Origin of the sequence: Methylobacterium terrae, assembly GCF_003173755.1 — a bacterium.
Lineage (GTDB): Bacteria > Pseudomonadota > Alphaproteobacteria > Rhizobiales > Beijerinckiaceae > Methylobacterium > Methylobacterium terrae.
Window position 1 is genome coordinate 2,717,729 of sequence record NZ_CP029553.1, and the last position, 22,868, is coordinate 2,740,596.

The 22,868-nt window shown below is 71.9% G+C and carries 24 protein-coding genes and 3 tRNA genes; 13 read left to right on the forward strand and 14 right to left on the reverse strand.

The features are described 5' to 3' along the window. Positions 1 to 49 precede the first annotated feature (49 nt). A complete protein-coding gene (locus tag DK419_RS12310) occupies positions 50 to 361 on the reverse strand; it encodes a DUF2218 domain-containing protein (RefSeq protein WP_109959335.1) in 312 nt (103 codons plus the stop codon). Continuing rightward, on the reverse strand, positions 358 to 2,715 hold the full coding sequence (locus DK419_RS12315) for a xanthine dehydrogenase family protein molybdopterin-binding subunit (protein ID WP_109959336.1): 2,358 nt from the start codon (positions 2,713 to 2,715) through the stop codon (positions 358 to 360). The genes DK419_RS12310 and DK419_RS12315 overlap by 4 nt, the downstream gene beginning before the upstream one ends. Positions 2,716 to 2,959: 244 nt before the next feature. On the opposite strand from DK419_RS12315, the gene DK419_RS12320 reads away from it, so the two are divergent. Genes DK419_RS12320 through DK419_RS12330 form a run of 3 tightly spaced genes read left to right on the forward strand, consistent with a single transcriptional unit; the run spans position 2,960 to position 5,728 of the window. Then, positions 2,960 to 3,613, forward strand: a complete 654-nt coding sequence (locus DK419_RS12320) for a LysE family translocator (protein WP_109959337.1) — start codon at positions 2,960 to 2,962, stop codon at positions 3,611 to 3,613. A gap of 14 nt (positions 3,614 to 3,627) precedes the next feature. Continuing rightward, the gene (locus DK419_RS12325; protein ID WP_109959338.1) at positions 3,628 to 3,852 is read left to right on the forward strand and encodes an acyl carrier protein; all 225 of its coding nucleotides are present in this window, start codon (positions 3,628 to 3,630) and stop codon (positions 3,850 to 3,852) included. Between the two features lie 10 nt (positions 3,853 to 3,862). Beyond that, the gene (locus tag DK419_RS12330) at positions 3,863 to 5,728 is read left to right on the forward strand and encodes an HAD-IIIC family phosphatase (RefSeq protein WP_109959339.1); all 1,866 of its coding nucleotides are present in this window, start codon (positions 3,863 to 3,865) and stop codon (positions 5,726 to 5,728) included. Between the two features lie 182 nt (positions 5,729 to 5,910). On the opposite strand, the gene DK419_RS12335 is transcribed toward DK419_RS12330, so the two are convergent. Further along, complete coding sequence (locus DK419_RS12335) at positions 5,911 to 6,981, reverse strand: hypothetical protein (RefSeq protein ID WP_109959340.1); 1,071 nt, start codon at positions 6,979 to 6,981, stop codon at positions 5,911 to 5,913. Next, on the reverse strand, positions 6,978 to 8,450 hold the full coding sequence (locus DK419_RS12340; protein ID WP_109962269.1) for an FAD-binding oxidoreductase: 1,473 nt from the start codon (positions 8,448 to 8,450) through the stop codon (positions 6,978 to 6,980). The genes DK419_RS12335 and DK419_RS12340 overlap by 4 nt, the downstream gene beginning before the upstream one ends. Before the next feature lie 165 nt (positions 8,451 to 8,615). On the opposite strand from DK419_RS12340, the gene DK419_RS12345 reads away from it, so the two are divergent. The 5 genes from DK419_RS12345 (at position 8,616) to DK419_RS12365 (ending at position 10,180) form a co-directional block, all read left to right on the forward strand. Further along, positions 8,616 to 9,314 carry a fumarylacetoacetate hydrolase family protein gene (locus DK419_RS12345; protein WP_109959341.1) on the forward strand — a complete coding sequence of 233 codons (699 nt, stop codon included), beginning with the start codon at positions 8,616 to 8,618 and terminating at the stop codon, positions 9,312 to 9,314. A gap of 13 nt (positions 9,315 to 9,327) precedes the next feature. After that, positions 9,328 to 9,798 (forward strand): NUDIX domain-containing protein, encoded by a 471-nt coding sequence (locus tag DK419_RS12350; RefSeq protein WP_109959342.1) that lies wholly within the window; start codon positions 9,328 to 9,330, stop codon positions 9,796 to 9,798. A gap of 102 nt (positions 9,799 to 9,900) precedes the next feature. Continuing rightward, positions 9,901 to 9,975, forward strand: a tRNA-Gly gene (locus DK419_RS12355). A gap of 30 nt (positions 9,976 to 10,005) precedes the next feature. Further along, positions 10,006 to 10,080: transfer RNA gene (locus tag DK419_RS12360), tRNA-Gly, on the forward strand. A 25-nt stretch (positions 10,081 to 10,105) separates the two neighbouring features. Next, a tRNA-Gly gene (locus tag DK419_RS12365) sits at positions 10,106 to 10,180 on the forward strand. Positions 10,181 to 10,512: 332 nt separating this feature from the next. Here DK419_RS12365 and DK419_RS12370 read toward each other — a convergent pair. From DK419_RS12370 to DK419_RS12400, 7 genes are all read right to left on the reverse strand, one after another. Then, on the reverse strand, positions 10,513 to 11,223 hold the full coding sequence (locus DK419_RS12370) for a Bax inhibitor-1/YccA family protein (RefSeq protein WP_109959343.1): 711 nt from the start codon (positions 11,221 to 11,223) through the stop codon (positions 10,513 to 10,515). A 38-nt stretch (positions 11,224 to 11,261) separates the two neighbouring features. Then, complete coding sequence (locus DK419_RS12375; protein WP_208642309.1) at positions 11,262 to 12,041, reverse strand: anti-sigma factor family protein; 780 nt, start codon at positions 12,039 to 12,041, stop codon at positions 11,262 to 11,264. 29 nt (positions 12,042 to 12,070) lie between these two features. Beyond that, the gene (locus tag DK419_RS12380) at positions 12,071 to 12,646 is read right to left on the reverse strand and encodes a sigma-70 family RNA polymerase sigma factor (RefSeq protein WP_208642349.1); all 576 of its coding nucleotides are present in this window, start codon (positions 12,644 to 12,646) and stop codon (positions 12,071 to 12,073) included. Between the two features lie 226 nt (positions 12,647 to 12,872). Then, the gene (locus tag DK419_RS12385; protein ID WP_109962270.1) at positions 12,873 to 13,601 is read right to left on the reverse strand and encodes an amino acid ABC transporter ATP-binding protein; all 729 of its coding nucleotides are present in this window, start codon (positions 13,599 to 13,601) and stop codon (positions 12,873 to 12,875) included. A gap of 143 nt (positions 13,602 to 13,744) precedes the next feature. Then, the gene (locus DK419_RS12390; protein ID WP_109959346.1) at positions 13,745 to 14,437 is read right to left on the reverse strand and encodes an amino acid ABC transporter permease; all 693 of its coding nucleotides are present in this window, start codon (positions 14,435 to 14,437) and stop codon (positions 13,745 to 13,747) included. A 30-nt stretch (positions 14,438 to 14,467) separates the two neighbouring features. Beyond that, positions 14,468 to 15,187, reverse strand: coding sequence for an amino acid ABC transporter permease (locus DK419_RS12395; protein WP_109959347.1), 720 nt, complete (start codon positions 15,185 to 15,187; stop codon positions 14,468 to 14,470). A 146-nt stretch (positions 15,188 to 15,333) separates the two neighbouring features. Further along, on the reverse strand, positions 15,334 to 16,245 hold the full coding sequence (locus DK419_RS12400) for an amino acid ABC transporter substrate-binding protein (RefSeq protein ID WP_109959348.1): 912 nt from the start codon (positions 16,243 to 16,245) through the stop codon (positions 15,334 to 15,336). Between the two features lie 315 nt (positions 16,246 to 16,560). On the opposite strand from DK419_RS12400, the gene dgcN reads away from it, so the two are divergent. From dgcN to DK419_RS12420, 4 genes are all read left to right on the forward strand, one after another. Further along, positions 16,561 to 17,571 carry an N-acetyltransferase DgcN gene (dgcN, locus tag DK419_RS12405; protein WP_109959349.1) on the forward strand — a complete coding sequence of 337 codons (1,011 nt, stop codon included), beginning with the start codon at positions 16,561 to 16,563 and terminating at the stop codon, positions 17,569 to 17,571. Further along, the gene (gene dgcA, locus DK419_RS12410) at positions 17,568 to 18,548 is read left to right on the forward strand and encodes an N-acetyl-D-Glu racemase DgcA (protein WP_109959350.1); all 981 of its coding nucleotides are present in this window, start codon (positions 17,568 to 17,570) and stop codon (positions 18,546 to 18,548) included. Before dgcN ends, dgcA begins: the two co-directional genes overlap by 4 nt. A gap of 104 nt (positions 18,549 to 18,652) precedes the next feature. Continuing rightward, positions 18,653 to 18,970, forward strand: coding sequence for an EthD family reductase (locus DK419_RS12415; protein WP_109959351.1), 318 nt, complete (start codon positions 18,653 to 18,655; stop codon positions 18,968 to 18,970). Positions 18,971 to 18,981: 11 nt separating this feature from the next. Continuing rightward, a complete protein-coding gene (locus DK419_RS12420; RefSeq protein ID WP_109959352.1) occupies positions 18,982 to 19,263 on the forward strand; it encodes a hypothetical protein in 282 nt (93 codons plus the stop codon). A 4-nt stretch (positions 19,264 to 19,267) separates the two neighbouring features. Here DK419_RS12420 and DK419_RS12425 read toward each other — a convergent pair whose 3' ends face one another. The 3 genes from DK419_RS12425 to DK419_RS12435 form a co-directional block, all read right to left on the reverse strand. After that, positions 19,268 to 19,846: a hypothetical protein gene (locus DK419_RS12425; RefSeq protein WP_109959353.1), complete on the reverse strand. Its 579-nt coding sequence runs from the start codon at positions 19,844 to 19,846 to the stop codon at positions 19,268 to 19,270. 170 nt (positions 19,847 to 20,016) lie between these two features. Then, positions 20,017 to 20,241, reverse strand: coding sequence for a DUF6894 family protein (locus DK419_RS12430; protein ID WP_109959354.1), 225 nt, complete (start codon positions 20,239 to 20,241; stop codon positions 20,017 to 20,019). A 331-nt stretch (positions 20,242 to 20,572) separates the two neighbouring features. Next, positions 20,573 to 20,914 (reverse strand): hypothetical protein, encoded by a 342-nt coding sequence (locus DK419_RS12435; RefSeq protein WP_109959355.1) that lies wholly within the window; start codon positions 20,912 to 20,914, stop codon positions 20,573 to 20,575. Between the two features lie 274 nt (positions 20,915 to 21,188). On the opposite strand from DK419_RS12435, the gene DK419_RS12440 reads away from it, so the two are divergent. Next, positions 21,189 to 22,865 (forward strand): formate--tetrahydrofolate ligase, encoded by a 1,677-nt coding sequence (locus DK419_RS12440; protein ID WP_109959356.1) that lies wholly within the window; start codon positions 21,189 to 21,191, stop codon positions 22,863 to 22,865. Positions 22,866 to 22,868: the final 3 nt, after the last annotated feature.

The following is a 22,868-nucleotide window of genomic DNA, read 5'->3' on the forward strand; positions in this document are numbered from 1 at the left end:
GGGTATCAGGTCCGTCGCGCGAATCGGAAGGAGGGAGGAAGGCCCCGGCTCACCCCACCCGCGTCCAGGCGATGCCGCCCAGATCCTCCCGGAAGGCGAAGCGGGCGAGGTGCTCGGCGACCACGCCCTGCATCCGGGTGAGGGTCTCGAGGTCCGCCGCCTCGACCCGCAGGGTCAGGCCGTCGGGGTCGGCCTCGGCGGTGAAGCGGCGGTCCTCCCCGAACGGCACCACGCCGCGCTCGGGCGTGAAGGTCGTGTCGGGGAACTTGTGGCTCCAGTGCTTGCACAGCTGGGTCAGGTAGCGGCTCGCATTCGCCGTCTCGACGCGTGCTTGGGCCGCCAGGGTCACGGGATCGCTCACGCGGCCTCTCCCGCCCGCTGGAGCGCCGACCAGATCGCCTGCGGCGTCGCCGGCATGTTGATGTGGCGGATGCCGCGGGGGCGAAGCGCATCGACGAGGGCGTTCATCACCGACGGCAGCGAGCCGGCGCAGCCCGCCTCGCCGCAGCCCTTCACCCCGAGCGGGTTGGTGGTGGCGGGCACGGCGTGGCTCTCGAAGCCCATGAACGGCGCGTCGGAGGCCCGCGGCAGGCAGTAATCCATGAACGAGCCGGTGACGAGCTGGCCCTGCTCGTCGTAGGCCGTGCGCTCCATGAGCGCCTGGCCGATGCCCTGGACCACGCCGCCGTGGAGCTGGCCTTCCACCAGCATCGGGTTCACCAGCGTGCCGAAATCGTTGACGGTGGTGTAGCGCACCACCGTGGCGACGCCGGTCTCGGGATCGACCTCGACCTCGGCGACGTGGCAGCCGTTCGGGAAGGCCGAGGGCGATTCCTTGTGGGTGTGGGCGACGTCGAGGCTCGTCGGCGCCGCCGGGTCGGGCAGGCCCGCGCGCACCTTGGCGGCCAGTTCCAGGAGGCCGATGCCCCGGTCGGTGCCCGCGATGGTGAAGCGGCCGTCGCGGAACTCGATGTCGGCGGGGCCCGCCTCCAGCACCGCGGCGGCCGCCTCGCGGCCCTTGGCGATGACGAGGTCGCCGGCCTCGACCAGAGCCGTGCCGCTCGCCATCAGCGACTTCGAGCCGCCGGTGCCGCCGCCGGCGATGAGCTGGTCGCTGTCGCCCTGGAGCAGGCGCACGCGGTCGACCGGGATGCCGAGGCGGTCGTGCAGCACCTGGGCGAAGGGCGTCAGGTGGCCCTGGCCGTAATCGAGGGTGCCGGTGACGATCGTCACCGTGCCGTCGGCCTCGAAGCGGATGCCGCCCATCTCGTTCGTCGGCGGCGCCGTGATCTCGAGGTAGTCGCCGATGCCGATGCCGCGCAACTTGCCCTTGGCCTCGCTCTCGGCGCGCCGGGCCGGAAAGCCGTCCCAGTCCGCGGCCGCGAGCGCCCGGTCGAGCACCGCCGGGAAGTCGCCGCCGTCGTAGGTGAGGCCGGACGGGGCCCGGTAGGGCATGTCGGCCGGGCGGATGTGGTTGCGGCGGCGCAAGCTCACCCGGTCGATGTTCATCTCGGCGGCGGCCGTGTCGATCAGGCGCTCGATGAAGTAGTTGCCCTCGGGCCGCCCGGCGCCCCGGTACGCGCCGATCGGCGTGGTGTTGGTGTACAGGCACTCCACCGCCACGTCGAAGACCGGGGTGCGGTACACGCCGACCATGTTGCGGGCGATGTTGACGGTCTGGAACAGGGGCGAGAGCGGGTTGAGGTAGCCGCCCATGTTGGCCCGCCCCTTGATCCGGAAGGCCAGGAAGGTGCCGTCCGCGGCGAGCGCGAGGTCCGCCGTCACCGCGACGTCGCGGCCGTGATGGTCGGACAGGAAGCTCTCGGAGCGCAGGTCGGTCCACTTCACCGGCCGGCCCAGCAGCTTCGCGGCGTGCAGGAGCGGCAGGTACTCGGGGTAGACCGGCGCCTTCATGCCGAACGAGCCGCCGACATTGCCGGTGAGCACCCGCACCTTGTCGCGTGGCAGCTTCAGCACGCCCTCGGCGAGGCCGTTGCGCAGGCCGAACACGCCCTGGGAGCCGACATGGAGGGTGAAGCGCCCGTCCTCCGGCTCGTACACGCCGATCGCGGCGCGCGGCTCCATCGGGTTGATGACGAGGCGGTTGTTGAGAAGGTCGAGGGAGGCGACGTGGGCCGCCTCGGCGAAAGCCGCCTCCGTCGCCGCCTGGTCGCCGGTGCGAAAATCGAGCGCCAGGTTGCCGGGCGCGTCGTCGTGGAGGAGCGGCGCGCCCTCGGCGGCGGCCTCGTCGGGGGTCGTGACGACGGGCAGGTCCTCGATGTCGAGCACCACGGCCTCCGCGGCGTCGCGGGCCTCGGCCAGGGTCTCGGCCACCACCAGCGCCACCGGCTCGCCGACGTAGCGCACCCGGTCGGTGCTGAGCGAGGCCTGGGGCGGCTTGCGCATCGGCGTGCCGTCCTGGCTCTTGAATGGCAGGGCGTTGCCGATCGCGCCGTAACCGCCGAGGTCGGCGGCGGTGACCACCCGCAGCACGCCCGGCATCCCGAGCGCCGCCTCGGCGTCGATGCCGCGCAGGATGCCGTGGGCGATCGGGCTTCTCACGAAGACGCCGTAGGCCTGGCCGTCGAGCGCGAGGTCGTCGGTGTAGCGGCCCTCGCCCCGCACCAGCACCGGGTCCTCGGCCCGCTTCACGGACTGGCCGATGCCGAATTTCTGCGGAGCTGCGAAGTCGCGGGCGTCGGGACGGGCGTTCATGCCGTGGCTCTCCGGGAGTCTTGTCAGCGTGAGCTAGCAACTCGGGCAGGCCATGCAAGACGCCAAGCAGGCAGGCCACCCCGGCGCGCAGGGCACGGCTCGCACGGAAGTCGCTCCAGGACCGGAAACCGGCCCTTGCGGAACGACCGTCGATCGCGGCAAGCCTTGTGTCGCCCGAGCTTTCTGCCGCCCGAGCCTCGTGCCACGGACGACGGCAAGGCGCATCACCGACGGGGCCCGCCCGATGACCCTCTCGATCAACCTCCCGCTGATCCTCTCGGCGGCCTTCGTCGCCAGCGCCAGCCCCGGCCCGGCGACGCTGGCGATCGCCGACACGGCGATGCAGGCCGGGCGCCGCGCCGGCCTGACGCTCGCGCTCGGCGTCGCGACCGGGTCGCTGACCTGGTCGATCGCCGCGGCGCTCGGGCTCGCGGCGGTGATGGCCTCGAGCGCCTGGGTCCTCGAGATCCTGCGCTACGCCGGCGGTGCCTACCTGATGCTCCTGGCGGTCAAGTCGGCCCGCAGCGCGATCAAGGGACCGCCTTCTGCCGCCCGGCCCGAGGCCGCGCCCTCGCGCATCGATTCCAGGAAGCCCGACCTCCGGCGAACCTACGTCAAGGGTCTCGCCCTCCACCTGACCAACCCGAAGGCGATCCTGTTCTTCGGCTCCCTCTACACCCTGGGACTCTCGGGCCGGACCTCGCCCGGGGAGCTGGCCCTGGTCATCGCCGCGGTCGGCCTGCAGAGCACGCTGATCTTCACCGGCTACGCCTGGCTGTTCTCGAACCGCCGCATGGCCGCCGGCTACCGCCGCCTGCGGCGCTGGTTCGACGGCGCCTTCGCGGCGCTCTTCGCGGGGCTCAGCCTGAAAATCCTCACCGCGCGGCTGACGCCGTGACCGAGGAGGGCGCGATGGCGGCCCTGGCGCCGCTGTTCGAGGAGGTGTTCGGCGAGGCGGTTCCGCTCACGCCGGACCTCTCCGCCGAGGATGTCGAGGGCTGGGACTCGACCCGGATGATCGAGCTCGTCATCGCGGTCGAGGCGCGGTTTGCCCTCAAGCTCACCACCCGGGAGGTCGACGGGCTCGCGACCGTCGGCGACCTCGCGGCGCTGGTCGCCCGCAAGGCGGCGCGGTGAAGGCGCCGCGGTGACGGCCGACCTCTCTTGGCTGCCCGCGCCGCCGCCGGACTTCGCCGCCCGGCTCGCCGCGCTCGACGGCCTGCCCGGGGCCTGGGACGCGCTCGTCGCGCTCGCCCGCACCCGGCTCGACCCGGCGCGGACCAACCGGCTCGACCGAACGCTGCGGCGGCGCGTCCCGGACCGTGAGCCCGTCCGCCTCGCGCTCCTCGGCTCCTCGACGCTCTCGCACCTCGCCGCCGGGATCCGGGTCGGGGCTTTGCGTCGCGATCTCCCGCTCACGGTGATCGAGGGGCCGTATGGCCAGTACCGCGAGACGATCGACGGCGAGGCCCTGCGCGCCGCCCGGCCCGACACCGTGCTCCTCGCCCTCGACGCCATCGATCTCCTGGGGCCGGGCGATCCCGCCGCCGGGCCGGAGGCCGCGGGCATCGCGGGCGCCCTCGACGGCCTGAAGCGCTTGTGGGCGCGGGCGCGGGCCGCCCATCGCTGCACGATCATCCAGCAGACGCTGCTGCCGACAGCGCTGCCGCTGCTGGGGGGCAACGAGCACCGGATGCCGGGCTCGCTCGCCGCCCGCACCCTGCACCTCAACGCCGCCCTGCGGGAGGCGGCTGCCGAGGAGGGGGTCGATCTCCTCGCCCTCGACGAGGCGGTCGCGCGCCACGGCCTCGACGCCTGGCACGATCCGGCCCTCTGGCTGCGGGCCCGCCAGGCGGTGACGCCGGCCGCCGGCCCGCTCTACGGCGACCTCGTCGCCCGCCTCGTCGGCGCGCGGCTCGGCCGCTCGGCCAAGGCGCTGGTGCTCGACCTCGACGACACGCTGTGGGGCGGGACGATCGGCGAGGACGGCCTTGCGGGCATCGTCGTCGGGCAGGGCAGCGCGCTCGGAGAATCCGTCCTGGCCCTGCAAGCCTACGCCCGCGACCTTGCCCGCCGCGGCATCGTGCTCGCCGCCTGCTCGAAGAACGATCCCGCCCTGGCACGGCTGCCCTTCGCCGCGCATCCCGACATGCTCCTGCGCCTGCCCGACTTCGCCGCCTTCGCGGCGAACTGGGACGACAAGGCGACGAACCTCCGGCGCATCGCGGCAGAGCTCCGGCTCGGGCTCGACGCCCTCGTCTTCGTCGACGACAACCCCTTCGAGCGCGCCCTGGTGCGCGAGCACCTGCCGATGGTGGCGGTGCCGGAGGTGCCCGACGAGCCGGCGCTGGTCGCTCGCTGCCTCGCGGATGCGGGCTACTTCGAGGCCGTGTCCCTCACCGACGAGGATCGCGGCCGGGCCGAGGCCTACGCGCGCCGGATCGTGACGACCGGGGAAGCCGCCGACGACACCGCCGGGACCGATCTGGCGGGCACCCTGGCGGGGCTCGGCATGCGGCTCACCTGGCGCCCGTTCGACGCGATCGGGCTCCCGCGCATCGTTCAGCTCGTCAGCAAGACGAACCAGTTCAACCTGACCGCCCGGCGCCTGCGCGAGCCCGAGGCCGCCGCGCTGATCGACGATCCCGGCACCCTGACGCTTCAGCTGCGCCTGACCGACCGCCTCGGCGACAGCGGCGTGATCGCGGTGGCGATCGGCCGGCTCGCGGAGGGCGACCTCGTGATCGAGACCTGGCTGATGAGCTGCCGGGTGCTCGGGCGGCGCGTCGAGGAGGGCACGCTCGCCGCGCTCGCCGCGGAAGCCGGGCGCCGCGGCGCCCGGCGCCTCGTCGGACACTATCGCCCGAGCGGGCGCAACGGGATGGTGGCGGACCTCTACCCGCGCCTCGGCTTCACCGCGGACGGGCAGGGCGAGGAGGGGGGACGCTGGGTGCTCGACCTCGCCGGATACGCGCCGCCGGGGGATCTGCCGATGGTCGTGGAAGCGGCATAAGCGTCCTGCGTCGACACCGACCCAGACGCGCACCCCTTTCCCGAATCTCCTTCCGCTTCGCTCCGGTCGTCAGGGAAAGGGCGAAGGCTCATGCCTGGGAATTCCGACGGTATCCGCATCGCGAAGCGATCAATCGGATTTCGCATGATGCCGCCTCCGGAAGTAGCCGTCCGGAGACGGCATCATCCCACCCCCGGCAGGCACCCCTCCGTCACCCGCCAGTTTCGTGTCTCGACCGCCGTCCCGGCCGGCCCCGCCAGCATCAGCCCGACCTCGGCCTCGCTCTGGCGCTTGCGCGTCCGGGTCGCCGTGTAGACGGTCTGCCAGGTGCCCCGGCAAGCGGGATCCGCCTCGCGGCGAGCATGGGGCGCGGCGTCGACGAAGGCGAGGGCGGCGCGGGTGCCCGAAAAACTCTCGGGCAGGCGGATCTCCGCCGCGACCGTGTGGAGGCGGTTCGGCCGCAGGCCGGCGACCGGGCGGGCACCGGTGAGCACCCCCGGCCCGGGTGCCGCGGCGGGGAGCGCGTGGCGGGTGGTCTCGGGCATCGCGAAGAGCGGCGGACCGGCCGGCGCCAGGGATGGGGGCTCGACGAGGCTGTTGCGGAGCGCGTAGGCCCGGCCGCAGACGGCGAGCCAGCCTTCGAGGTCGGCGTCGGTCGCCGCGGCGTAGGGGGCGAAATGCGGCATGGCGCCCTGCATCAGGCCCTCGCCGCGCCAGGCCACCCGTCCCGGAGCGAGGGCGCCGGCCTCGCAGACCCGCAGCAGCGTCACCGGGCCGATCGCCCGCAGGCCCGCGAGGAGGCGCCGCACCCCGGCTTCCGTCTCGCCCGGCGGTCCCTTGCGGACCAGGATCTTCTCGCCCTCCGCGAGGTCGGCGAGCAGCCGCTCCTTCAGGTAGCCGACCCGGCGGATCTCCCGGTCGAGGATGTCGGCCGGCCGCACGCGGGGCACCGTGTCCCCGGTATGGTAGGCGAAGGCGTAGCGGCGGCTGTGGCAGAACAGGTAGCCGCCTGCGCCGACCCGGACCTCGATGTCGTCGGGCCCGCCATACTGCGCGAACCGCGTCTCGACCGCGTGGGTGAGGTCGGCGAGCGGCGCCGAGGACAGGCGGAACAGTCCGAGGGGGTCGATGCCGGCGTAGCGCTGGGCGATGCCGAACTCGCAATTGTCGCCCAGGCTCTCGAAGCCGCCGAGCAGGTCCGCCGCGGTGAGGCCCGTCGGCGCGGCCGGAGCCCGGCCGAACAGCGAGATCATGCGGCCGTGCCGGACCGTGCCGCCGTCACGGAACCCGCGGCCTTGGCGGGGAACGCCTCCGGCCCGCCTTCCCCGGCCAGCACCTTGCCGGGATTGAGCAGCCCGTGCGGATCGAGCGCGCCCTTGAGGCGGCGCATCAGGTCGAGGGCGACCGGGTCCTTGTAGCGGGGCAGCTCGTCGCGCTTGATCAGGCCGACGCCGTGCTCGGCCGCGATCGACCCGTCCATCGCGTGGACGATGTCGTGGACGATGCGGTTGAAGCGCGGCCACTCGGCGAGGAAGGCCGCCTTCTCGGCCCCGACCGGCTGGGTCAGGTTGAAGTGGATGTTGCCGTCGCCGAAATGCCCGAAGGCGCAGACCCGCACCCCCGGCAGGGCCGCCTCGCAGGCGGCACCCGCCCGCTCCAGGAATTCCGCCACCCGGGAGACCGGCACCGAGACGTCGTGCTTGATCGAGCCGCCCTCGTACCCCTGCATCTCCGACAGGCTCTCGCGCAGGCGCCACAGGGCGGCTCCCTGCGCCTCGCTCTGGGCCAGGACCGCGTCCTCGGCGAGCCCGGCATCGATCAGCTCGGCGAGGCGCGCCTCCAGCTCCTCGTGGGCGTCGGAGGCCGGCGAGGAGAGCTCGACGAGTGCGTAGGAGTGATGGTCGCCTTCGAGCGGCCGCACGGCGCCGGGCAGGTGGCGCAGCACCACCTCGAGGGGGAAGCGCGGCACGTACTCGAAGGCGGTCAGCCGCGGCCCGAGCCGGTCGCGCAGGGCCCCGAAGGCGTCGAGCGCGGCCCGCGCGGAGGCGAGACCCAGGAACGCCGTCGCCTTCGAGACGGGCCGGGGGTGCAGCCGCAGCACGGCCGCCGTGATGATGCCGAGCGTGCCCTCCGAACCGACGAAGAGGTTCTTCAGGTCGTAGCCGGAATTGTCCTTGCGCAGGGCCCTGAGCCCGTTCCAGACCTGCCCGTCGGCCAGCACCACCTCGAGGCCGAGCGTCAGCTCGCGGGCATTGCCGTAGGCGAGCACCGCGGTGCCGCCGGCATTGGTGGCGAGGTTGCCGCCGATGCGGCACGAGCCCTCGGAGGCGAGCGAGAGCGGGAACAGCATGCCGGCTCCTTCCGCCGCCGCCTGGACGTTCGCCAGCACGCAGCCGGCCTCGACCGTGATGGTGGCGTCGAGGGGATCGACCGCCCGCACCCGGTCGAGGCGCGCGAGCGAGATCACCACGCCGCCGAACGGCACGCCGCCGCCGACGAGCCCGGTATTGCCGCCATGGGCCACCACCGGCACCCGCGCCTCGGCGCAGGCCCGCATCGCGAAGGCGACCTCGTCGGTGTCGCGCGGGCGAAGGACCGCGAGCGCCCTGCCGCGATAGAGGCCGCGGGTCTCGGCGAGGTGCGGGGCGAGATCCGTCTCGTCGGTGAGGACGTGCGCCGGCCCGAGGCGGGCCGCGATCGTGTCGAGGAGGCTGTGGGTCACGGGGAGCGCCGGGGGCTTGGTCGCGGACGGGGGGAGGGGGTTGCGGCGGGGCGGGATGGCGCGCCGCGTCACCGCCCTCTAGATAACGGTCGGCCGGCCCTTTTTCCAAGATGCGCGGCCCTTCGTGAACCATCGCCCGAGACAGCAGGCCCGAGACCGCAGCTCATGCTCTCCGTGATCCCGAACCCGCCGCGCACCGCGCTCCCGATCCAAGGCACCGACGACCTGTTCCCCGTGCGCCGGGTCTACTGCGTCGGGCGCAACTTCGCCGCCCATGCCCGCGAGATGGGCGCCGACCCGACCCGCGAGCCGCCGTTCTTCTTCATGAAACCCGCCGACGCGCTCCAGGTGGTGCCGGACGGGCAGGCGGTCGAGCATCCCTACCCGCCGAAGACCGAGAACTACCATCACGAGGTCGAGCTGGTGGTGGCGCTGGCCAAGGGCGGGCGCGACATCCCGGTCGCGGACGCCCTCGACCACGTCTACGGCTACGGCGTCGGCCTCGACATGACCCGGCGCGACCTGCAAGACGACGCCAAGGCGCTGCGCCGCTCCTGGGAGCTCGGCAAGGCCTCCGACCTGTCGGGCCCGGTCGGCACCCTCAAGCCCGCCTCGGTCATCGGCCACCCGGACAAGGGTGCGATCACGCTCTCGGTCGACGGCGCCTTACGCCAGAAGGGCGATCTCTCCGACATGATCTGGTCGGTCGCCGAGCAGATCGCGTATCTCTCGACCTACTTCGCGCTCGAGCCCGGCGACGTGATCTTCGCCGGCACGCCGGAGGGCGTCGGCGCGGTCACCCGCGGCCAGACCATGGTCGGGACGATCGAGGGCGTCGGCGAGATCCGCCTGACGGTGGTCTGAGGAAGGACGCGGGATGACGCGCCGACAGGCTCTGCTGATGCGGGGCGCCCACCTCGTCTGGCGCTTCACCCGCGGCATGACCCTCGGGGTGCGCGGGGCGGCGATCGACGGCGAGAACCGCGTCTGCCTCGTGCGCCACACCTACATGAACGGCTGGCACCTGCCGGGCGGCGGGGTCGAGCCGGGCGAGACGGCGCTCGACGCGGTCGCCCGGGAGCTCCGCGAGGAGACCGGGATCGTCCTCGATCCCGCCGCGACGCCGGTCCTGCACGGCTTCTACTTCAACGATCGCGCCTCGCGCCGGGACCACGTCGCGCTCTACGTCGCCCGCGCCTTCGCGGTGCCGGTGCCGAAACGCCCCGACCGCGAGATCGCCGAGGCCGCCTTCTTTCCCCTCGACGCCCTGCCGCCGGACACCACCCCGGCGACCCGGGCGCGACTCGTCGAAATCCGCGACGGCCGCCCGCCCGCCGCGACCTGGTAGCGGGCGCCCGAAGCCGGCTCCGCAACCCCTTGCGCTCCCCGGCGGAATGGTGTTTAAGCCGCTCATCGGCGCCGCCACGGTGACGCCGGCGGAAAACAGCGAGCGGGTGTAGCTCAGGGGTAGAGCACAACCTTGCCAAGGTTGGGGTCGAGGGTTCGAATCCCTTCGCCCGCTCCAGTTTTTCAACGTGAGGCCGAACGGGTTTGGGCGGGTGTAGCTCAGGGGTAGAGCACAACCTTGCCAAGGTTGGGGTCGAGGGTTCGAATCCCTTCGCCCGCTCCAAGTTCGGGACGGCCTCGCAGAGTGAGCGGGTGTAGCTCAGGGGTAGAGCACAACCTTGCCAAGGTTGGGGTCGAGGGTTCGAATCCCTTCGCCCGCTCCAAATCTCCTAACCACCATCACGAACGCAAGCGGATCGTCGCTTGGACCGACTCGGTCGGATCGAAGCCCGAGGACGATCGTCCGCTGCGGCGGACTTCCGCTCGAACCAGGCGCCAAGCCGTGCTCCGCCGATCCTCCCGCGTGTTCGAACGCCTCGACCCGCCATGCAATCGGATGCCCGGCAAACCGGTGATCGGCTAAGGGGCATGACCACGCCTCGAGCGAGGTCACGCACGGGCGCGGATCACCCGGGAGGCGTCGCGGACGAAAAAACCCGCCGGTCCCTCGCGGGACGGCGGGTGGAAGTCGAGGGTCCGTGGTGGAGGGAAGGGCCTATTCCCGCTCGCCGGTGAGGCTCAGCAGCATCTGGAACAGGTTGATGAAGTTCAGGTAGAGCGACAGGGCGCCGAACACCGCGAGCTTGGAGGTGGCTTCCTCGCCCCAGTTCTCGGCGTACTGCTCCTTGATCGACTGCGTGTCGTAGGCGGTGAGCCCGGTGAAGATCACGACGCCGATGAGCGAGATCGCGAATTGCAGCGCGCTCGAGGCCAGGAAGATGTTGACCAGGCTGGCGATGACGAGGCCGATCAGGCCCATCACCAGGAACGAGCCCATCCGCGAGAGGTCGCGCTTCGTGGTGTAGCCGTAGAGGCTGGTCGCCCCGAACATCGCCGCGGTGATGAAGAACGTGCGGGCGATGCTGGTGCCGGTGAAGACCAGGAAGATCGAGGCCAGGGACAGCCCCATCACCCCGCAGAAGGTCCAGAACAGGGTGTGGGCGGTGGCGACCGAGATGCGGTCGGCGCGGAACGACAGCACCATGATGAAGGCCAGCGGCGCCAGCATCACGACGTATTTGAGCGGCGTGCCGAAGAGCGGCTTGTAGAGCGCCGGGGTCGACGAGACGCCGAGCGCCACGAGGCCGGTCAGCGCCAGGCCGAGGCCCATCGTGTTGTAGACCCGCAGCATGTGCCGCCGCAGGCCCTCGTCGAAGACCGCACCGGCGGGGGCCGCGTGGGTCTGCCAGGCGAAGGGGGTGTTCATCGGGGAGATCGCTCCGGGATGGTGGCGGGTGGGGAGGGTCAGTGCTGCAGGGCCGCCAGGGTGGCGGCCGCGCGGCCGAGATCGGGCTCGTTGCCCGAGCCGCTCAGCGCGTAGGCGCCGCGTCCGGCGGTCCAGTAGACCGTCACGGCCTCCGGCGAGCGGACGATGGCCGGGGCGTGCGCCGCCGCATCGGCGCTGCGAGTGGCGAAGAGCGCGACCTTGCCGAGGCTGCCGGCATCGATCGCGACCTCGACGCCCGCGCCGCTGCGGGCGGGGAAGATCTGCATGTCGTCGACGCGCCAGTCCGACGGCAGGTCGGGCAGGGCGATGCCGGTCGCCGCCTCGACCTCGCGGCGGTCGTAGGCGGGGGTCGGGCGCTGCGAGGTCACGCGGGCCCGCACCAGGGCCGCCTGACGGGCCTGGAGCGCTTCCTCGACGAAGGCCGGGGAGTGGGTCTGCGCGACCGTGTTCTGCACGCCGAAATCGCCGGTCTCGTTGTGCAGGAGCCAGCCGGTGCCGACCAGCATCGCGATCACCGCGGCACGCTGGAGCCGCGCGCCGATGCGCCGCCAGGTGAGCGCCCGGTCGAGGCGGCGCGCCGCCGCGGCGAGACGCTCCGGCGTCGGGCCGACGCGCACGGCGCCGTCCCGCGCCGACCCGAAGGCGGCGCAGAGGGCGTCGCGGGTGTGCAGGTCGGCCATCACCTGCGCCGCCACCTCGGGCCGCGCCGCCAGGTGCTCCTCGACCTCGATCCGCCGGCCGAGATCGAGCTGGCCGTCGATGTAGGCGTTCAGGTCCGCCTCGGTGATCGGGTCCATCGCCGCCTCCGCTGAATGCTCGCGTCTCATCACGACGCCCTCGCGGGGCCGGCCCCGCCATCGACCACCCGCAGCCGCGGACCCGGTCGAGCCGGAGGCTCGTCCGGGGCGGCCTGGCGGGCGGTGCCGCCGCTCTCGATGTTGCGCAGGGCCGCCCGGGCGCGCCCGAGGCGCGACATCAGCGTGCCGATCGGGATGCCGAGCACGTCGGCGGCCTCCTGGTAGGCCAATCCCTCGATGGTCACGAGGTGCAGGGCCTCGCGCTGCTCCGCCGGCAGGCGCTGGAACGCCTCGCGCACCTGCGCCAGGCGCACGTGCCCTTCCTGGGCCGGCGGCGTCGCCTCGTCGCTCATCTGCCCGAGGGCGTCGGCGTAGCGCGCCTCGACCTTGCGGCGGCGCTGGTCGTCGATGAAGGCGTTGTGCAGCACCGTCATCAGCCAGGTGCGCAGGTTGGTCCCCGGCCGCAGGGTGCCCTGGCGCTCGAGGGCGCGCACGAGAGTGTCGTGCACGAGGTCGTCGGCCTGCGCGGCGTCGCGCGTGAGGGACCGGGCGTAGCGCCGGAGCGGCACCATCAGGTCGAGGACGTCGGGGCGCTTGCGAAGCATCATATGGGGTGAACGTCCGCCGGGGCCGGTCTAATCCCGCGCCGGTCGCCCCTCGCGCACGGGGAGTTCACGTCCGCGTGAGCCGATCTCGCGCGTGAGCCGATCTCGCGCGTGAGCCGATCTCGACCCTGCCCCGCGAAGGGGGGGAGGGTTGGGGCGGCGGCTCGAACGAGAAGGGGCCCGCATCGGGGCCCCTCGCTCGCCTCGTCTCGGACAGGAGATCGCGTCAGTGCGACAGGATTCGCGACAGGAAGGTCTGGGCGCGCTCGCTGCGGGGGGAGCCGAAGAACTCCTCCTTCTGCGCGTCCTCGACGATCTCGCCCTTGTCCATGAAGATCACCCGGTGGGCGACCTTGCGGGCGAAGCCCATCTCGTGGGTCACCACCATCATGGTCATGCCCTCGCGGGCGAGCTCGACCATGACATCGAGCACCTCGCCGACCATCTCGGGATCGAGGGCCGAGGTCGGCTCGTCGAACAGCATCACGATCGGGTTCATGGCGAGTGCCCGGGCGATGGCGACGCGCTGCTGCTGGCCGCCGGAGAGCTGGCCCGGGAACTTGTGGGCGTGGGCCTTGAGGCCGACCCGCTCCAGCAGCGCGAGGCCCTTGGCCTCCGCCTCGTCTCGGCCGCGGCCCAGCACCTTGCGCTGGGCGAGGCTCAGGTTGTCGGTGATCGACAGGTGCGGGAACAGCTCGAAGTGCTGGAACACCATGCCGACCCGCGAGCGGAGCTTGGGCAGGTTGGTCTTCCTGTCGGCGATCTTCGTGCCGTCGACGGTGATCTGGCCCTTCTGGAACGGCTCGAGGGCGTTGACGCACTTGATGAGCGTCGACTTGCCCGAGCCCGAGGGGCCGCAGACCACCACCACCTCGCCCTTGGTGACCGAGGTGGTGCAGTTCGTCAGCACCTGGAAGTCGCCGTACCACTTCGAGACGTCGTCGATGGCGATCATCGGACCCGTCGTCGCCGCCACGGGCGGCCGCTCGGTGAGCAGGGTGCCGACGGGGCCGGTGCCCGGCGCCGCGTCGACAGCGGCCTGCGGCTCCGGAACGGGGCTGACGGGCGGCATCGCGGAGGAGGTCATGGCGGCAAACCCTATCGGATGATGGCGACCCGGCGCTGCAGGCGGCGCACCAGGAGCGAGGCGATGAAGCAGACGGCGAAGTAGACGATCGCGGCGAACACGTACATCTCGACCAGGCGCCCGTCGCGCTGCGCGATCTTGGACGCGGCACCGAGGAAGTCGGTGATCGAGAGAACGTAGACCAGAGAGGTGTCCTGGAACAGCACGATGGTCTGGGTCAGCAGCACCGGCAGCATGTTGCGGAAGGCCTGGGGCAGGATGACGGTGCTCATCGACTGCCAGTAGGTGAGGCCGAGCGCCGAGGCCGCCGCCGCCTGCCCCTTCGGGATCGACTGGATGCCCGCCCGCATGATCTCGGAGAAGTACGCCGCCTCGAACAGCGTGAAGGTGATGAGCGAGGACGAGAAGGCGCCGACCTGGATCGGCCGCTCGGCCCCGATGACCCACTGCCCGATATACGGCACCAGGAAGTAGAACCAGAAGATCACCAGCACCAGCGGCAGCGAGCGCATGAAGTTGACGTATGCCTTGGCGACCTGCGGCAGCACCGGCAGGCCCGACAGGCGCATCATGGCGATCAGCGTGCCCAGCACCACGCCGCCCACCGCCGCGAGCGCGGTCAGCGTCAGCGTGAAGGCCATCCCGTCGAAGAACAGGTAGCGCCAGGAATTCAGGATGACGCTGAAGTCGAAGTTCGAGAACATCGCAGGCCCTTGCCCGGTAAGCCTAGAGGATCAGCGGCCCGGCACCGCGACGCGGCGTTCGATCACGCCGGCCACCGTCACCACGAGCAGGTTGATGATGATGTAGATCACGGTCGCGGCCGTGAAGGCCTCGAAGACCTGGAACGAGAATTCCTGCATCGCGCGGGCCCGGGCGGTGAGCTCCAGGAGGCCGATCGTCAGCGCCACCGACGTGTTCTTCAGGTTGTTGAGGAACTCGGAGGTCAGCGGCGGCAGGATGATGCGGTAGGCGTTGGGCAGCAGCACGTAGCGGTAGGTCTGGGCGGTGGTGAGCCCGAGCGCCGTGCCGGCCATGCGCTGGCCCCGCGGCAGGGCCTGGATGCCGGCCCGCACCTGCTCGGCGACGCGCGAGGCGGTGAAGAAGCCGAGGCACACCACGGCGGTGTAGAACGGCGCGTTCGGCAGCTGCTTGAGCCAGGTGCCCCAGGATTCCGGCAGCACCTCGGGCAGCACGAAGAACCACAGGAACATCTGCACGAGGAGCGGGATGTTGCGGAACAATTCGACGTAGGCGTTGCCCACCGCCTGGGCGCCGCGGCTCGGCAGGGTGCGGAGCACGCCGACCACCGAGCCGACCGCGAACGCGATGACCCAGGCGCAGAGCGCCGTGACGATGGTCCAGATCAGGCCCGACAGCAGCATGTCGGCGTAAGAGCCTGTCCCCTCGGGCGACGCCTCGAAGAAGATGCCCCAGTTCCAGTTGTAGTTCATGCCCTGTCTTCCGGGTGCGCCTGATGTCGGATGGTATACGGTTTTTCGGCCCGGGCGAGGCGGGGCGCGGTCGAGGGCACAGGGAAAAGTGCCCGAGGGAACGAAATCCGGCGCCGCCCCGGGGGAGGCGGCGCCGGGTCGTCGGCTCAGTAGGCGGCCGGGTCCGGGCTGTCGCTCGGCTTGGCGAAGGCGTGCTGCAGCGCCTCGCTCATCGGCAGGTTCAGGTTGATGTCCCGCGGCGGGATCGCTTTCATGAACCACTTGTCGTAGGTCGGCTTGCTCTCGGCGCTCTTGTAGAAGGCGGCCGTGGCGGCATCGACGACCTTCTTGAACGGGGCGTCGTCCTTGCGCAGCATGATGCCGTAGGGCTCGGGCTTCGACAGGGCGTCGGTCGAGATCGCGTAGGCGGTCGGCTCCTTGGAGGAGGCGGCCAGCGAGGCGAGCAGCACGTCGTCCATGACGAAGGCCGCGGCGCGGCCGGTCTCGACCATCAGGAACGCCTCGGCGTGGTCCTTGGCCGGCAGGATCGTGATGCCAAGCTTCTTCTCGGCGTTGTACTCGTTGATCATCTTGATGTTCGTGGTGCCCGAGGTCGACACGACGGTCTTGCCCTTCAGGTCCTCGAACTTCGTCAGGCCGCTCGACTTCTTGGCGACGAAGCGGTTGGCGGTCAGGAAGTGGGTGTTGGTGAAGGCGACCTGCTTCTGCCGGTCGACGTTGTTGGTGGTCGAGCCGCACTCGAGATCCACCGTGCCGTTGGCGATCAGCGGGATGCGCGTCGCCGAGGTCACCGGGTTGAGCTTCACCTCGAGCTTGTCGAGCTTAAGGTCGGCCTTCACCGCGTCGACGATCTTGTAGCAGATGTCCATCGCGAAGCCGACCGGCTTCTGGTTGTTGTCGAGATAGGAGAACGGCACCGAGGAATCGCGGTAGCCCAGCGTGATCTGCCCGGTCTCCTTGATCTTCTTCAGCGTCCCGGTGAGGTCCTGGGCCGAAGCGGCCCCGGCGGAGGCCGCCAGGCCGGCGAGCAGGACGGGAAGCAGGCTTCTCAAACGCATTCGTGCTCTCCTATTGGGCATCGACCTAGTCCGCCACCGCGATCATCACGTCAAGGGTTGGGCTGGGGATGGCGGCGGTCCCGGGCGGGGCGTTCTGCGTAAGACCGTCGGACCGTCGGGCGGCCGTGCCCGAGAGGTGGTCAGCAAGGCGCGGGCCAACCGGGGCGGCGGCCCGGCCGGGCAGCCCCTCGCGCCCGGCCTGTTGCGCCCCGGACCCACCCGCGCGACAGTGCCACGCCCGACGATCCGCGCCTACGCGGCGCGAATCCTGCCCGGCACCCGTGACGACCCCGCGACGACGGACCGACGAGACCGATGCAGATCGCCACGCCTTACCTGATGTTCCTCGGCGACGTGCCGGACAGGCTCGCCGCCAAGACCGCCTACGGCATCGTCGACTGGCGGCCCGAATGGTGCGTCGGGCAGCTGCGCCTGCCCGGATGCGCCGCCGATCTCGGCATCCCGGACCTGGCCATCGCGGAGGGTGCGGCCAAGGGCGCGCGCACGCTGATCGTCGGCGTGGTCAATGCCGGCGGCGTGCTGCCGCCGCACTGGATCGCCACCATCGTCGAGGCGCTCGAGGCCGGGCTCGACGTGGCGAGCGGCCTGCACACCCGCCTCGGCTCGGTGCCGGAGATCGCGCAAGCCGCCGCGCGCCACGGGCGCACCCTCCACGACGTGCGCCATTCCGACCAGCGCTTCGACACCGGCAAGGGCACGCGCCGGCCGGGGCGCCGGCTCCTCACCGTCGGCACCGACTGCTCGGTGGGCAAGAAGTACACCGTGCTGGCGCTCGAGAAGGGCATGCGCGAGCGCGGCCTCGACGCCGATTTCCGCGCCACCGGCCAGACCGGGGTGTTCATTTCCGGCCGCGGCGTCGCCATCGACGCGGTGGTGGCCGACTTCATCTCCGGCGCCGTCGAGTGGATCGCGCCCGCCGCCGATCCGGGCCACTGGGACCTGATCGAGGGCCAGGGTTCGCTGTTCCACCCGAGCTTCGCCGGCGTCAGCCTCGGCCTGCTGCACGGGGCGCAGGCCGACGCCTTCGTGGTCTGCCACGAGCCGACCCGCACGACCATGCGCGGCGTCAAGCACGCGCTCCCGACCATCCGCGAGGTGATCGATCTCACGGTGCAGCTCGGCCGGCTCACCAACCCGGACATCCGGCCGACCGGCATCGCGGTCAACACGCAGGCCCTCGAGGAAGCGGAGGCGCGGGCGCTGCTCGAAGCATTGGCCGCCGAGCACGGCCTGCCGGCGACCGACCCGGTGCGGTTCGGGGTCGAGGCGCTGGTCGACCGCCTGGTCGCGGAGTTCCCGGCGTGATCCGGCTCGCGACCGCGATCGAGCGCTGGCCGATCGCCGGCACCTTCACCATCTCGCGCGGCAGCCGGACGGAAGCCGTGGTGGTGACGGCCGAACTCACCGACGGGACCGTCACCGGTCGCGGCGAGTGCGTGCCCTACGCCCGCTACGGCGAGACGGTGGAGGGCGTGCGCGACCTGATCGCGGCGCAAGGGGACGCACTCGCCGCGGGGCTCACCCGGCAGGAGCTGGCCGCGCGCCTGCCCGCAGGCGCGGCCCGCAACGCCCTCGACTGCGCCCTGTGGGACCTCGAGGCCAAGCGCGCCGGTACGCGCGCCCACGGGCTGGCCGGCCTCCCGGCGCCCGCTCCGGTCACGACCTGCTACACGCTGAGCCTCGGCACCCCGGAGGCGATGGAGGCGGCGGCGCGCGCAGCGGCCTCCCGCCCGCTCCTCAAGGTGAAGCTCGGCGGGGCCGGCGACCCGGAGCGGATCGCGGCGGTGCGGCGGGGCGCGCCGGATTCGGCGCTCGTGGTCGATGCCAACGAGGCGTGGTCGCCCGAGACGCTGGAGGCCAACCTCGCGGCTTGCGTCGCGGCCGGGGTGCGGCTGATCGAGCAGCCGCTGCCGGCGGGCGACGACGCGGCGCTCGCCGGGATCCCCCGGCCGATCCCGATCTGCGCCGACGAGAGCCTGCACGACCGCGCCGGCCTCGACGGGCTGAGGGACCGCTACGACGCGATCAACATCAAGCTCGACAAGGCCGGGGGCCTCACCGAGGCCCTGCTGCTGGCCCAGGCCGCCCGGGCGCGGGGGCTGTCGATCATGGTCGGCTGCATGCTCGGCACCTCGCTCGCCATGGCGCCGGCGATGCTGCTCTCGGGCTACGCCGACTTCGTCGACCTCGACGGGCCGCTGCTGCTCGCCCGCGACCGCGCGCCCGGCCTCGTCTTCGAGGGCAGCCTCGTGCATCCGCCGGAGCCGGCTTTGTGGGGGTGACGACCTTCGGGCAGGCCCGGCGCGCTTGCGCTGGGTGACGAAACGATGCTCTCTGAAATCCAGGGACCGGGAACGGGTCCCGCATCCGGGAGAGAACCAACGCCATGATCCTGGTCAGCGTGATGTATCCGGGCGGCGCCGACGCCCAGGCCTTCGACCTCGGCTACTACCTCAAGCACCACATGCCGCTGGTGCGCGAGCGCTGGTCCTCGATGGGCCTGGACAAGGTCGAGGTGGTCAAGGCCAGCGGCACGCCGGACGGCAGCCCGGCCCCGTTCCAGGTGATGGCGTTCCTCACCTTCCGCTCGCTGGAGGATTTCCAGAAGGCGGGAGCCGCCCACGGCAAGGAGATCTTCGGCGACATCCCGAACTTCTTCAAGGGCCAGCCGGTGGTGCAGATCAACGAGCCGCAGAGCTTCTGATCGCCGAGATCATGATCGACATCGTCAAGGTCCTGCGCGAGCAGCATCCGGATCTCGGCCCCTACGTCCTGGCCCTGCGCGAGCGGTCCGGGCTGGTCGCGCCGGACGATTCCGACGCCCTCGCGCCCGAGGTGCGGGACTGGGCCGCGGCGGAGGCTCCGAGCGCGGCCTTCAGCCGGCGCGCGGTCACCTACGTGCCGTTCCCCGGCCTGCCGGAGGAGACCCGCAGCCTCGGCGTCGTCGCCTTCGCGAGCGCCGCGGACCTCGCCCGCTTCGCCACCCGCTGGACCTGACGGGTCACCGGCCCCGCACGGCGATGCCGCGCGGTGTCGGGGGAGCACCGTCCATGCGGGTGCTCAGGGTCAGGCCCAGATCGATGCAGAGCACCAGCAGGATGGCGGCGAGGAGCGCGATGATCGCCGTCTGTCCGCGGGGGCTGAAGGCCACCGGGGCCGCCCGCGCCTCCGCCGGGGGCGGGGGAGGGACGTCGGATGCCGGCGCCTGCGCCTCCTCGGCCGGAGCCGGCAGCCCCTCCAGGGAATCGAACCGGGGCCGGTAGCCGCCGACCGGCACGGTGACGCGGACCTCCAATCCTTCGGCGTGCTGGGCATAGACCTCGTCCAGGGCCCGCCGCAGCCGCCCGGCCTCCACGCGCACGCTCGGATCGAGGCTCGGGTCGAAATCGGGCCCGCGGCCGAGGGCCTGCGTGGCGATGGTGTAGGCCTTGATGGTCGCCCCGCGCCCGGCCAGCTCCTCCTCGACCACGAAGCGCAGGAAGCGCGCGAGCTTCGGCGAGCGCACGAAGGGCGGTGCCCGCAGCACGATCTCCAGGGTCGCGACCACGCGGCCGGCCTGATCCTCCTCGGTCACCGACATCAGACTGCCTTCCCCCCGAGGCCGGAGGGGAACTCCCACCCGTCGCCGGGGCACCGCCGCCGGACGCCGCGGATCCCACTGAACTCCCTGTGAGTATATAGAGGGCGCTGCAGGTTGTTAGTCCTTTTCACTCCGGCGATCCCGTCCGCCTGGGGATAGGCGTCGGGATCTCACGGCGAGGGGAACGGCACGGTGAAGAGCAGGCTGCGCGCCTCGTCACGCACCTCGACGCGCCACGCGCGCCAGTCGATCCGCGTCGCCTCCGGGCCGTTCATCGCGTCGGCGATCAAGGTCTGGGCCTGGCGGTGGGCCTCGCCGAGGTCGCGACAATCGAGTCCGGCCTCGTCGGGCACGCTCTGGGCCGAATCCATGACATCGAAGAAGTAGCGGGGCAAGGCGGCTCGGACTCGAAGGTCTGGATGGATGGGGGTAGGGTAACACCACCGTTTCGCCGGTAGCCGACCCGAGGCCGCGCAGCAATTCCGATGATCGAATGTTAGGTCCACGTTCTGGAAACGGAGGCGACACGCCAAGGTTCCGCTTCGTCCTCGCCCGGCCGGCATAGGTCGTTCGGCCTAGAGCGGCCGCCGATATCGTGCAATCGCAGGCAATCGCGGCCCCTGATCCGGCCGGTTTCTCCCCGGCGGCGGGCCTTCCACTTGGCCGGGAACGCCTCGAACGCGGCCGATGCCGTCGTATCCTTGCCTGATTATCCCGGGAACCGGCTCAGCGGGCCTCGCGCTCCGGGGCGCCGCGCCAGGCGGGCTGGCGGTCGTGGGCGGTGAGGGTGTCGCGCGAGGGCGGGCGGGCCGCCTCCGCCACGGCCGCCTGCAGCCCGGTCCCGAGCGCGCGCCCGGCCTCCACCGCGGCGAACTCGGCCGCCCGGGCGCGCAACGGGGCGGGCAGAGTCTCGAGGAGCGGCCCGGCGACCTCCGCGAGCGCCGACGCCCCCGTCGCGCCCGGGATTGCGTGAGCGGTCCGGCTGGGGGCGGGCGCGTCGCCGGAGCGCAGCGGCGACAGGTAGTAGATCGCGCCGATCACCAGCCCGGCCCGCAGCCAGAAGGCCATCCCGTACTCTCCCGTCCCGTCGCCCCGCGGGGGCCACCCTGGACCGGCAATCGTGAAGCCTTCCTGGCGCGGCAGGCGCCGATCTCCCGACATGCCTAACGGCCCGCATGCCCGGCCGCACTCGACCGATCCTGTTCGCAACCGGACGAGGGGGGTTCAATTTTTCTGAGCATCCTGCTCAAGCGATTTGATCTGTTCGAAGGTAGCGGCCTCGGCCTAAAATCCCTCCCACGCCAGCCGCTCCCTGACGGCCCCAGAACAACGATCGGGACCCATGCCGACCGACATCGAGATCGCCCGCGCGGCCACCCTCCAGCCGATCACCGCGATTGCGCAGAAGATCGGCATCCCCGACGAGGCCCTGCACCCCTACGGGCGCCACATCGCCAAGATCGACCATGCCCATATCCGGGGTCTCGAGGCGCGGCCCGAGGGCAAGCTGATCCTGGTGACGGCGATCAGCCCGACCCCGGCCGGCGAGGGCAAGACCACCACGACGGTCGGCCTGGGCGACGCCCTCAACCGCATCGGCCGCAAGACCGTGATCTGCCTGCGCGAGCCCTCGCTCGGGCCCTGCTTCGGCCAGAAGGGCGGGGCGGCCGGCGGCGGCCGGGCCCAGGTGGTGCCGATGGAGGCGATCAACCTCCACTTCACCGGCGACTTCCACGCCATCACCTCGGCCCACAGCCTCGCCGCCGCGCTGATCGACAATCACGTCTACTGGGGCAACCCGCTCGGCATCGACCTGCGCCGGGTGGCGTTCCGGCGCGTCCTCGACATGAACGACCGGGCCTTGCGCACCATCACCCAGAGCCTCGGCGGCGTCGCCAACGGCTTCCCGCGCGAGGACGGCTTCGACATCACGGTGGCCTCCGAGGTGATGGCGGTGTTCTGCCTCGCCCGCGACCTCGCCGACCTCGAGGTGCGGCTCGGCCGCATCGTGGTGGCCGAGACCCGCGACCGCAAGCCGGTGACGCTCGCCGACCTCAAGGCCACCGGCGCCATGACGGTGCTCCTCAAGGACGCGCTGCAGCCCAACCTCGTCCAGACCATCGAGGGCAGCCCGGCGCTGATCCATGGCGGGCCCTTCGCCAACATCGCGCATGGCTGCAACTCGGTGATCGCGACGCGGGCGGGGCTCAGGCTCGGCGACTACGCGGTGACCGAGGCCGGATTCGGCGCCGATCTCGGGGCCGAGAAGTTCTTCGACATCAAGTGCCGGCAGGCCGGCCTGAACCCCTCCGCCGTGGTGATCGTCGCGACCGTGCGCGCCCTCAAGATGCATGGCGGCGTCGCCAAGGCGGATCTCGGTGCCGAGAACGTCGCGGCGCTGGAGCGGGGATTTGCCAACCTCGCCCGCCACGTCGAGAACGTGCGCCGCTTCGGCGCGCCGGTCGTGGTCGCGGTCAACCACTTCCATGCCGACACGGAGGCCGAGCACGCGGCGCTGAAGGCGCTCTGCCGCGACCGCCTCGACGTCGAGGCGATCACCTGCCGGCACTGGGCCGAGGGCGGCGCCGGGGCCGAGGACCTGGCCCACGCCGTAGCGGCGCTCTCCGATGCGGGCCCGGCCGCGACGCCGCGCCTGGCCTATCCCGACGCGATGCCGCTCGAGGACAAGATCCGCACGGTCGCGCGGGACTTCTACGGCGCCGCCGACATCCAGGTCGAATCGAAGGCGGCGGCCAAGCTCGCGGCGTTCGAGCAGGCCGGCCACGGCCGGCTTCCGGTCTGCATGGCCAAGACCCAGTACTCGTTCTCGACCGACCCGACCCTGATGGGCGCGCCGAGCGGCCACGTCGTCGCGGTGCGCGACGTGCGCCTCTCGGCCGGCGCCGGCTTCGTGGTGGCGATCTGCGGGGAGATCATGACCATGCCGGGCCTGCCGAAGGTGCCGGCGGCCGAGGGCATCCACCTCGACGCCGAGGGGCGGATCGAGGGCCTGTTCTGAGGC

Bases quoted from the DNA above. Each gene is read 5' to 3' on its own strand.
- DK419_RS12315 (WP_109959336.1), bottom strand. From the start codon at position 2,715: ATGAACGCCCGTCCCGACGCCCGCGACTTCGCAGCTCCGCAGAAATTC.
- DK419_RS12320 (WP_109959337.1), top strand. From the start codon at position 2,960: ATGACCCTCTCGATCAACCTCCCGCTGATCCTCTCGGCGGCCTTCGTC.
- DK419_RS12325 (WP_109959338.1), top strand. From the start codon at position 3,628: ATGGCGGCCCTGGCGCCGCTGTTCGAGGAGGTGTTCGGCGAGGCGGTT.
- DK419_RS12335 (WP_109959340.1), bottom strand. From the start codon at position 6,981: ATGATCTCGCTGTTCGGCCGGGCTCCGGCCGCGCCGACGGGCCTCACC.
- DK419_RS12345 (WP_109959341.1), top strand. From the start codon at position 8,616: ATGCTCTCCGTGATCCCGAACCCGCCGCGCACCGCGCTCCCGATCCAA.
- DK419_RS12350 (WP_109959342.1), top strand. From the start codon at position 9,328: ATGACGCGCCGACAGGCTCTGCTGATGCGGGGCGCCCACCTCGTCTGG.
- DK419_RS12370 (WP_109959343.1), bottom strand. From the start codon at position 11,223: ATGAACACCCCCTTCGCCTGGCAGACCCACGCGGCCCCCGCCGGTGCG.
- DK419_RS12375 (WP_208642309.1), bottom strand. From the start codon at position 12,041: ATGGACCCGATCACCGAGGCGGACCTGAACGCCTACATCGACGGCCAG.
- DK419_RS12380 (WP_208642349.1), bottom strand. From the start codon at position 12,646: ATGCTTCGCAAGCGCCCCGACGTCCTCGACCTGATGGTGCCGCTCCGG.
- DK419_RS12385 (WP_109962270.1), bottom strand. From the start codon at position 13,601: ATGATCGCCATCGACGACGTCTCGAAGTGGTACGGCGACTTCCAGGTG.
- DK419_RS12390 (WP_109959346.1), bottom strand. From the start codon at position 14,437: ATGTTCTCGAACTTCGACTTCAGCGTCATCCTGAATTCCTGGCGCTAC.
- DK419_RS12395 (WP_109959347.1), bottom strand. From the start codon at position 15,187: ATGAACTACAACTGGAACTGGGGCATCTTCTTCGAGGCGTCGCCCGAG.
- DK419_RS12400 (WP_109959348.1), bottom strand. From the start codon at position 16,245: ATGCGTTTGAGAAGCCTGCTTCCCGTCCTGCTCGCCGGCCTGGCGGCC.
- dgcN (WP_109959349.1), top strand. From the start codon at position 16,561: ATGCAGATCGCCACGCCTTACCTGATGTTCCTCGGCGACGTGCCGGAC.
- DK419_RS12415 (WP_109959351.1), top strand. From the start codon at position 18,653: ATGATCCTGGTCAGCGTGATGTATCCGGGCGGCGCCGACGCCCAGGCC.
- DK419_RS12420 (WP_109959352.1), top strand. From the start codon at position 18,982: ATGATCGACATCGTCAAGGTCCTGCGCGAGCAGCATCCGGATCTCGGC.
- DK419_RS12425 (WP_109959353.1), bottom strand. From the start codon at position 19,846: ATGTCGGTGACCGAGGAGGATCAGGCCGGCCGCGTGGTCGCGACCCTG.
- DK419_RS12435 (WP_109959355.1), bottom strand. From the start codon at position 20,914: ATGGCCTTCTGGCTGCGGGCCGGGCTGGTGATCGGCGCGATCTACTAC.
- DK419_RS12440 (WP_109959356.1), top strand. From the start codon at position 21,189: ATGCCGACCGACATCGAGATCGCCCGCGCGGCCACCCTCCAGCCGATC.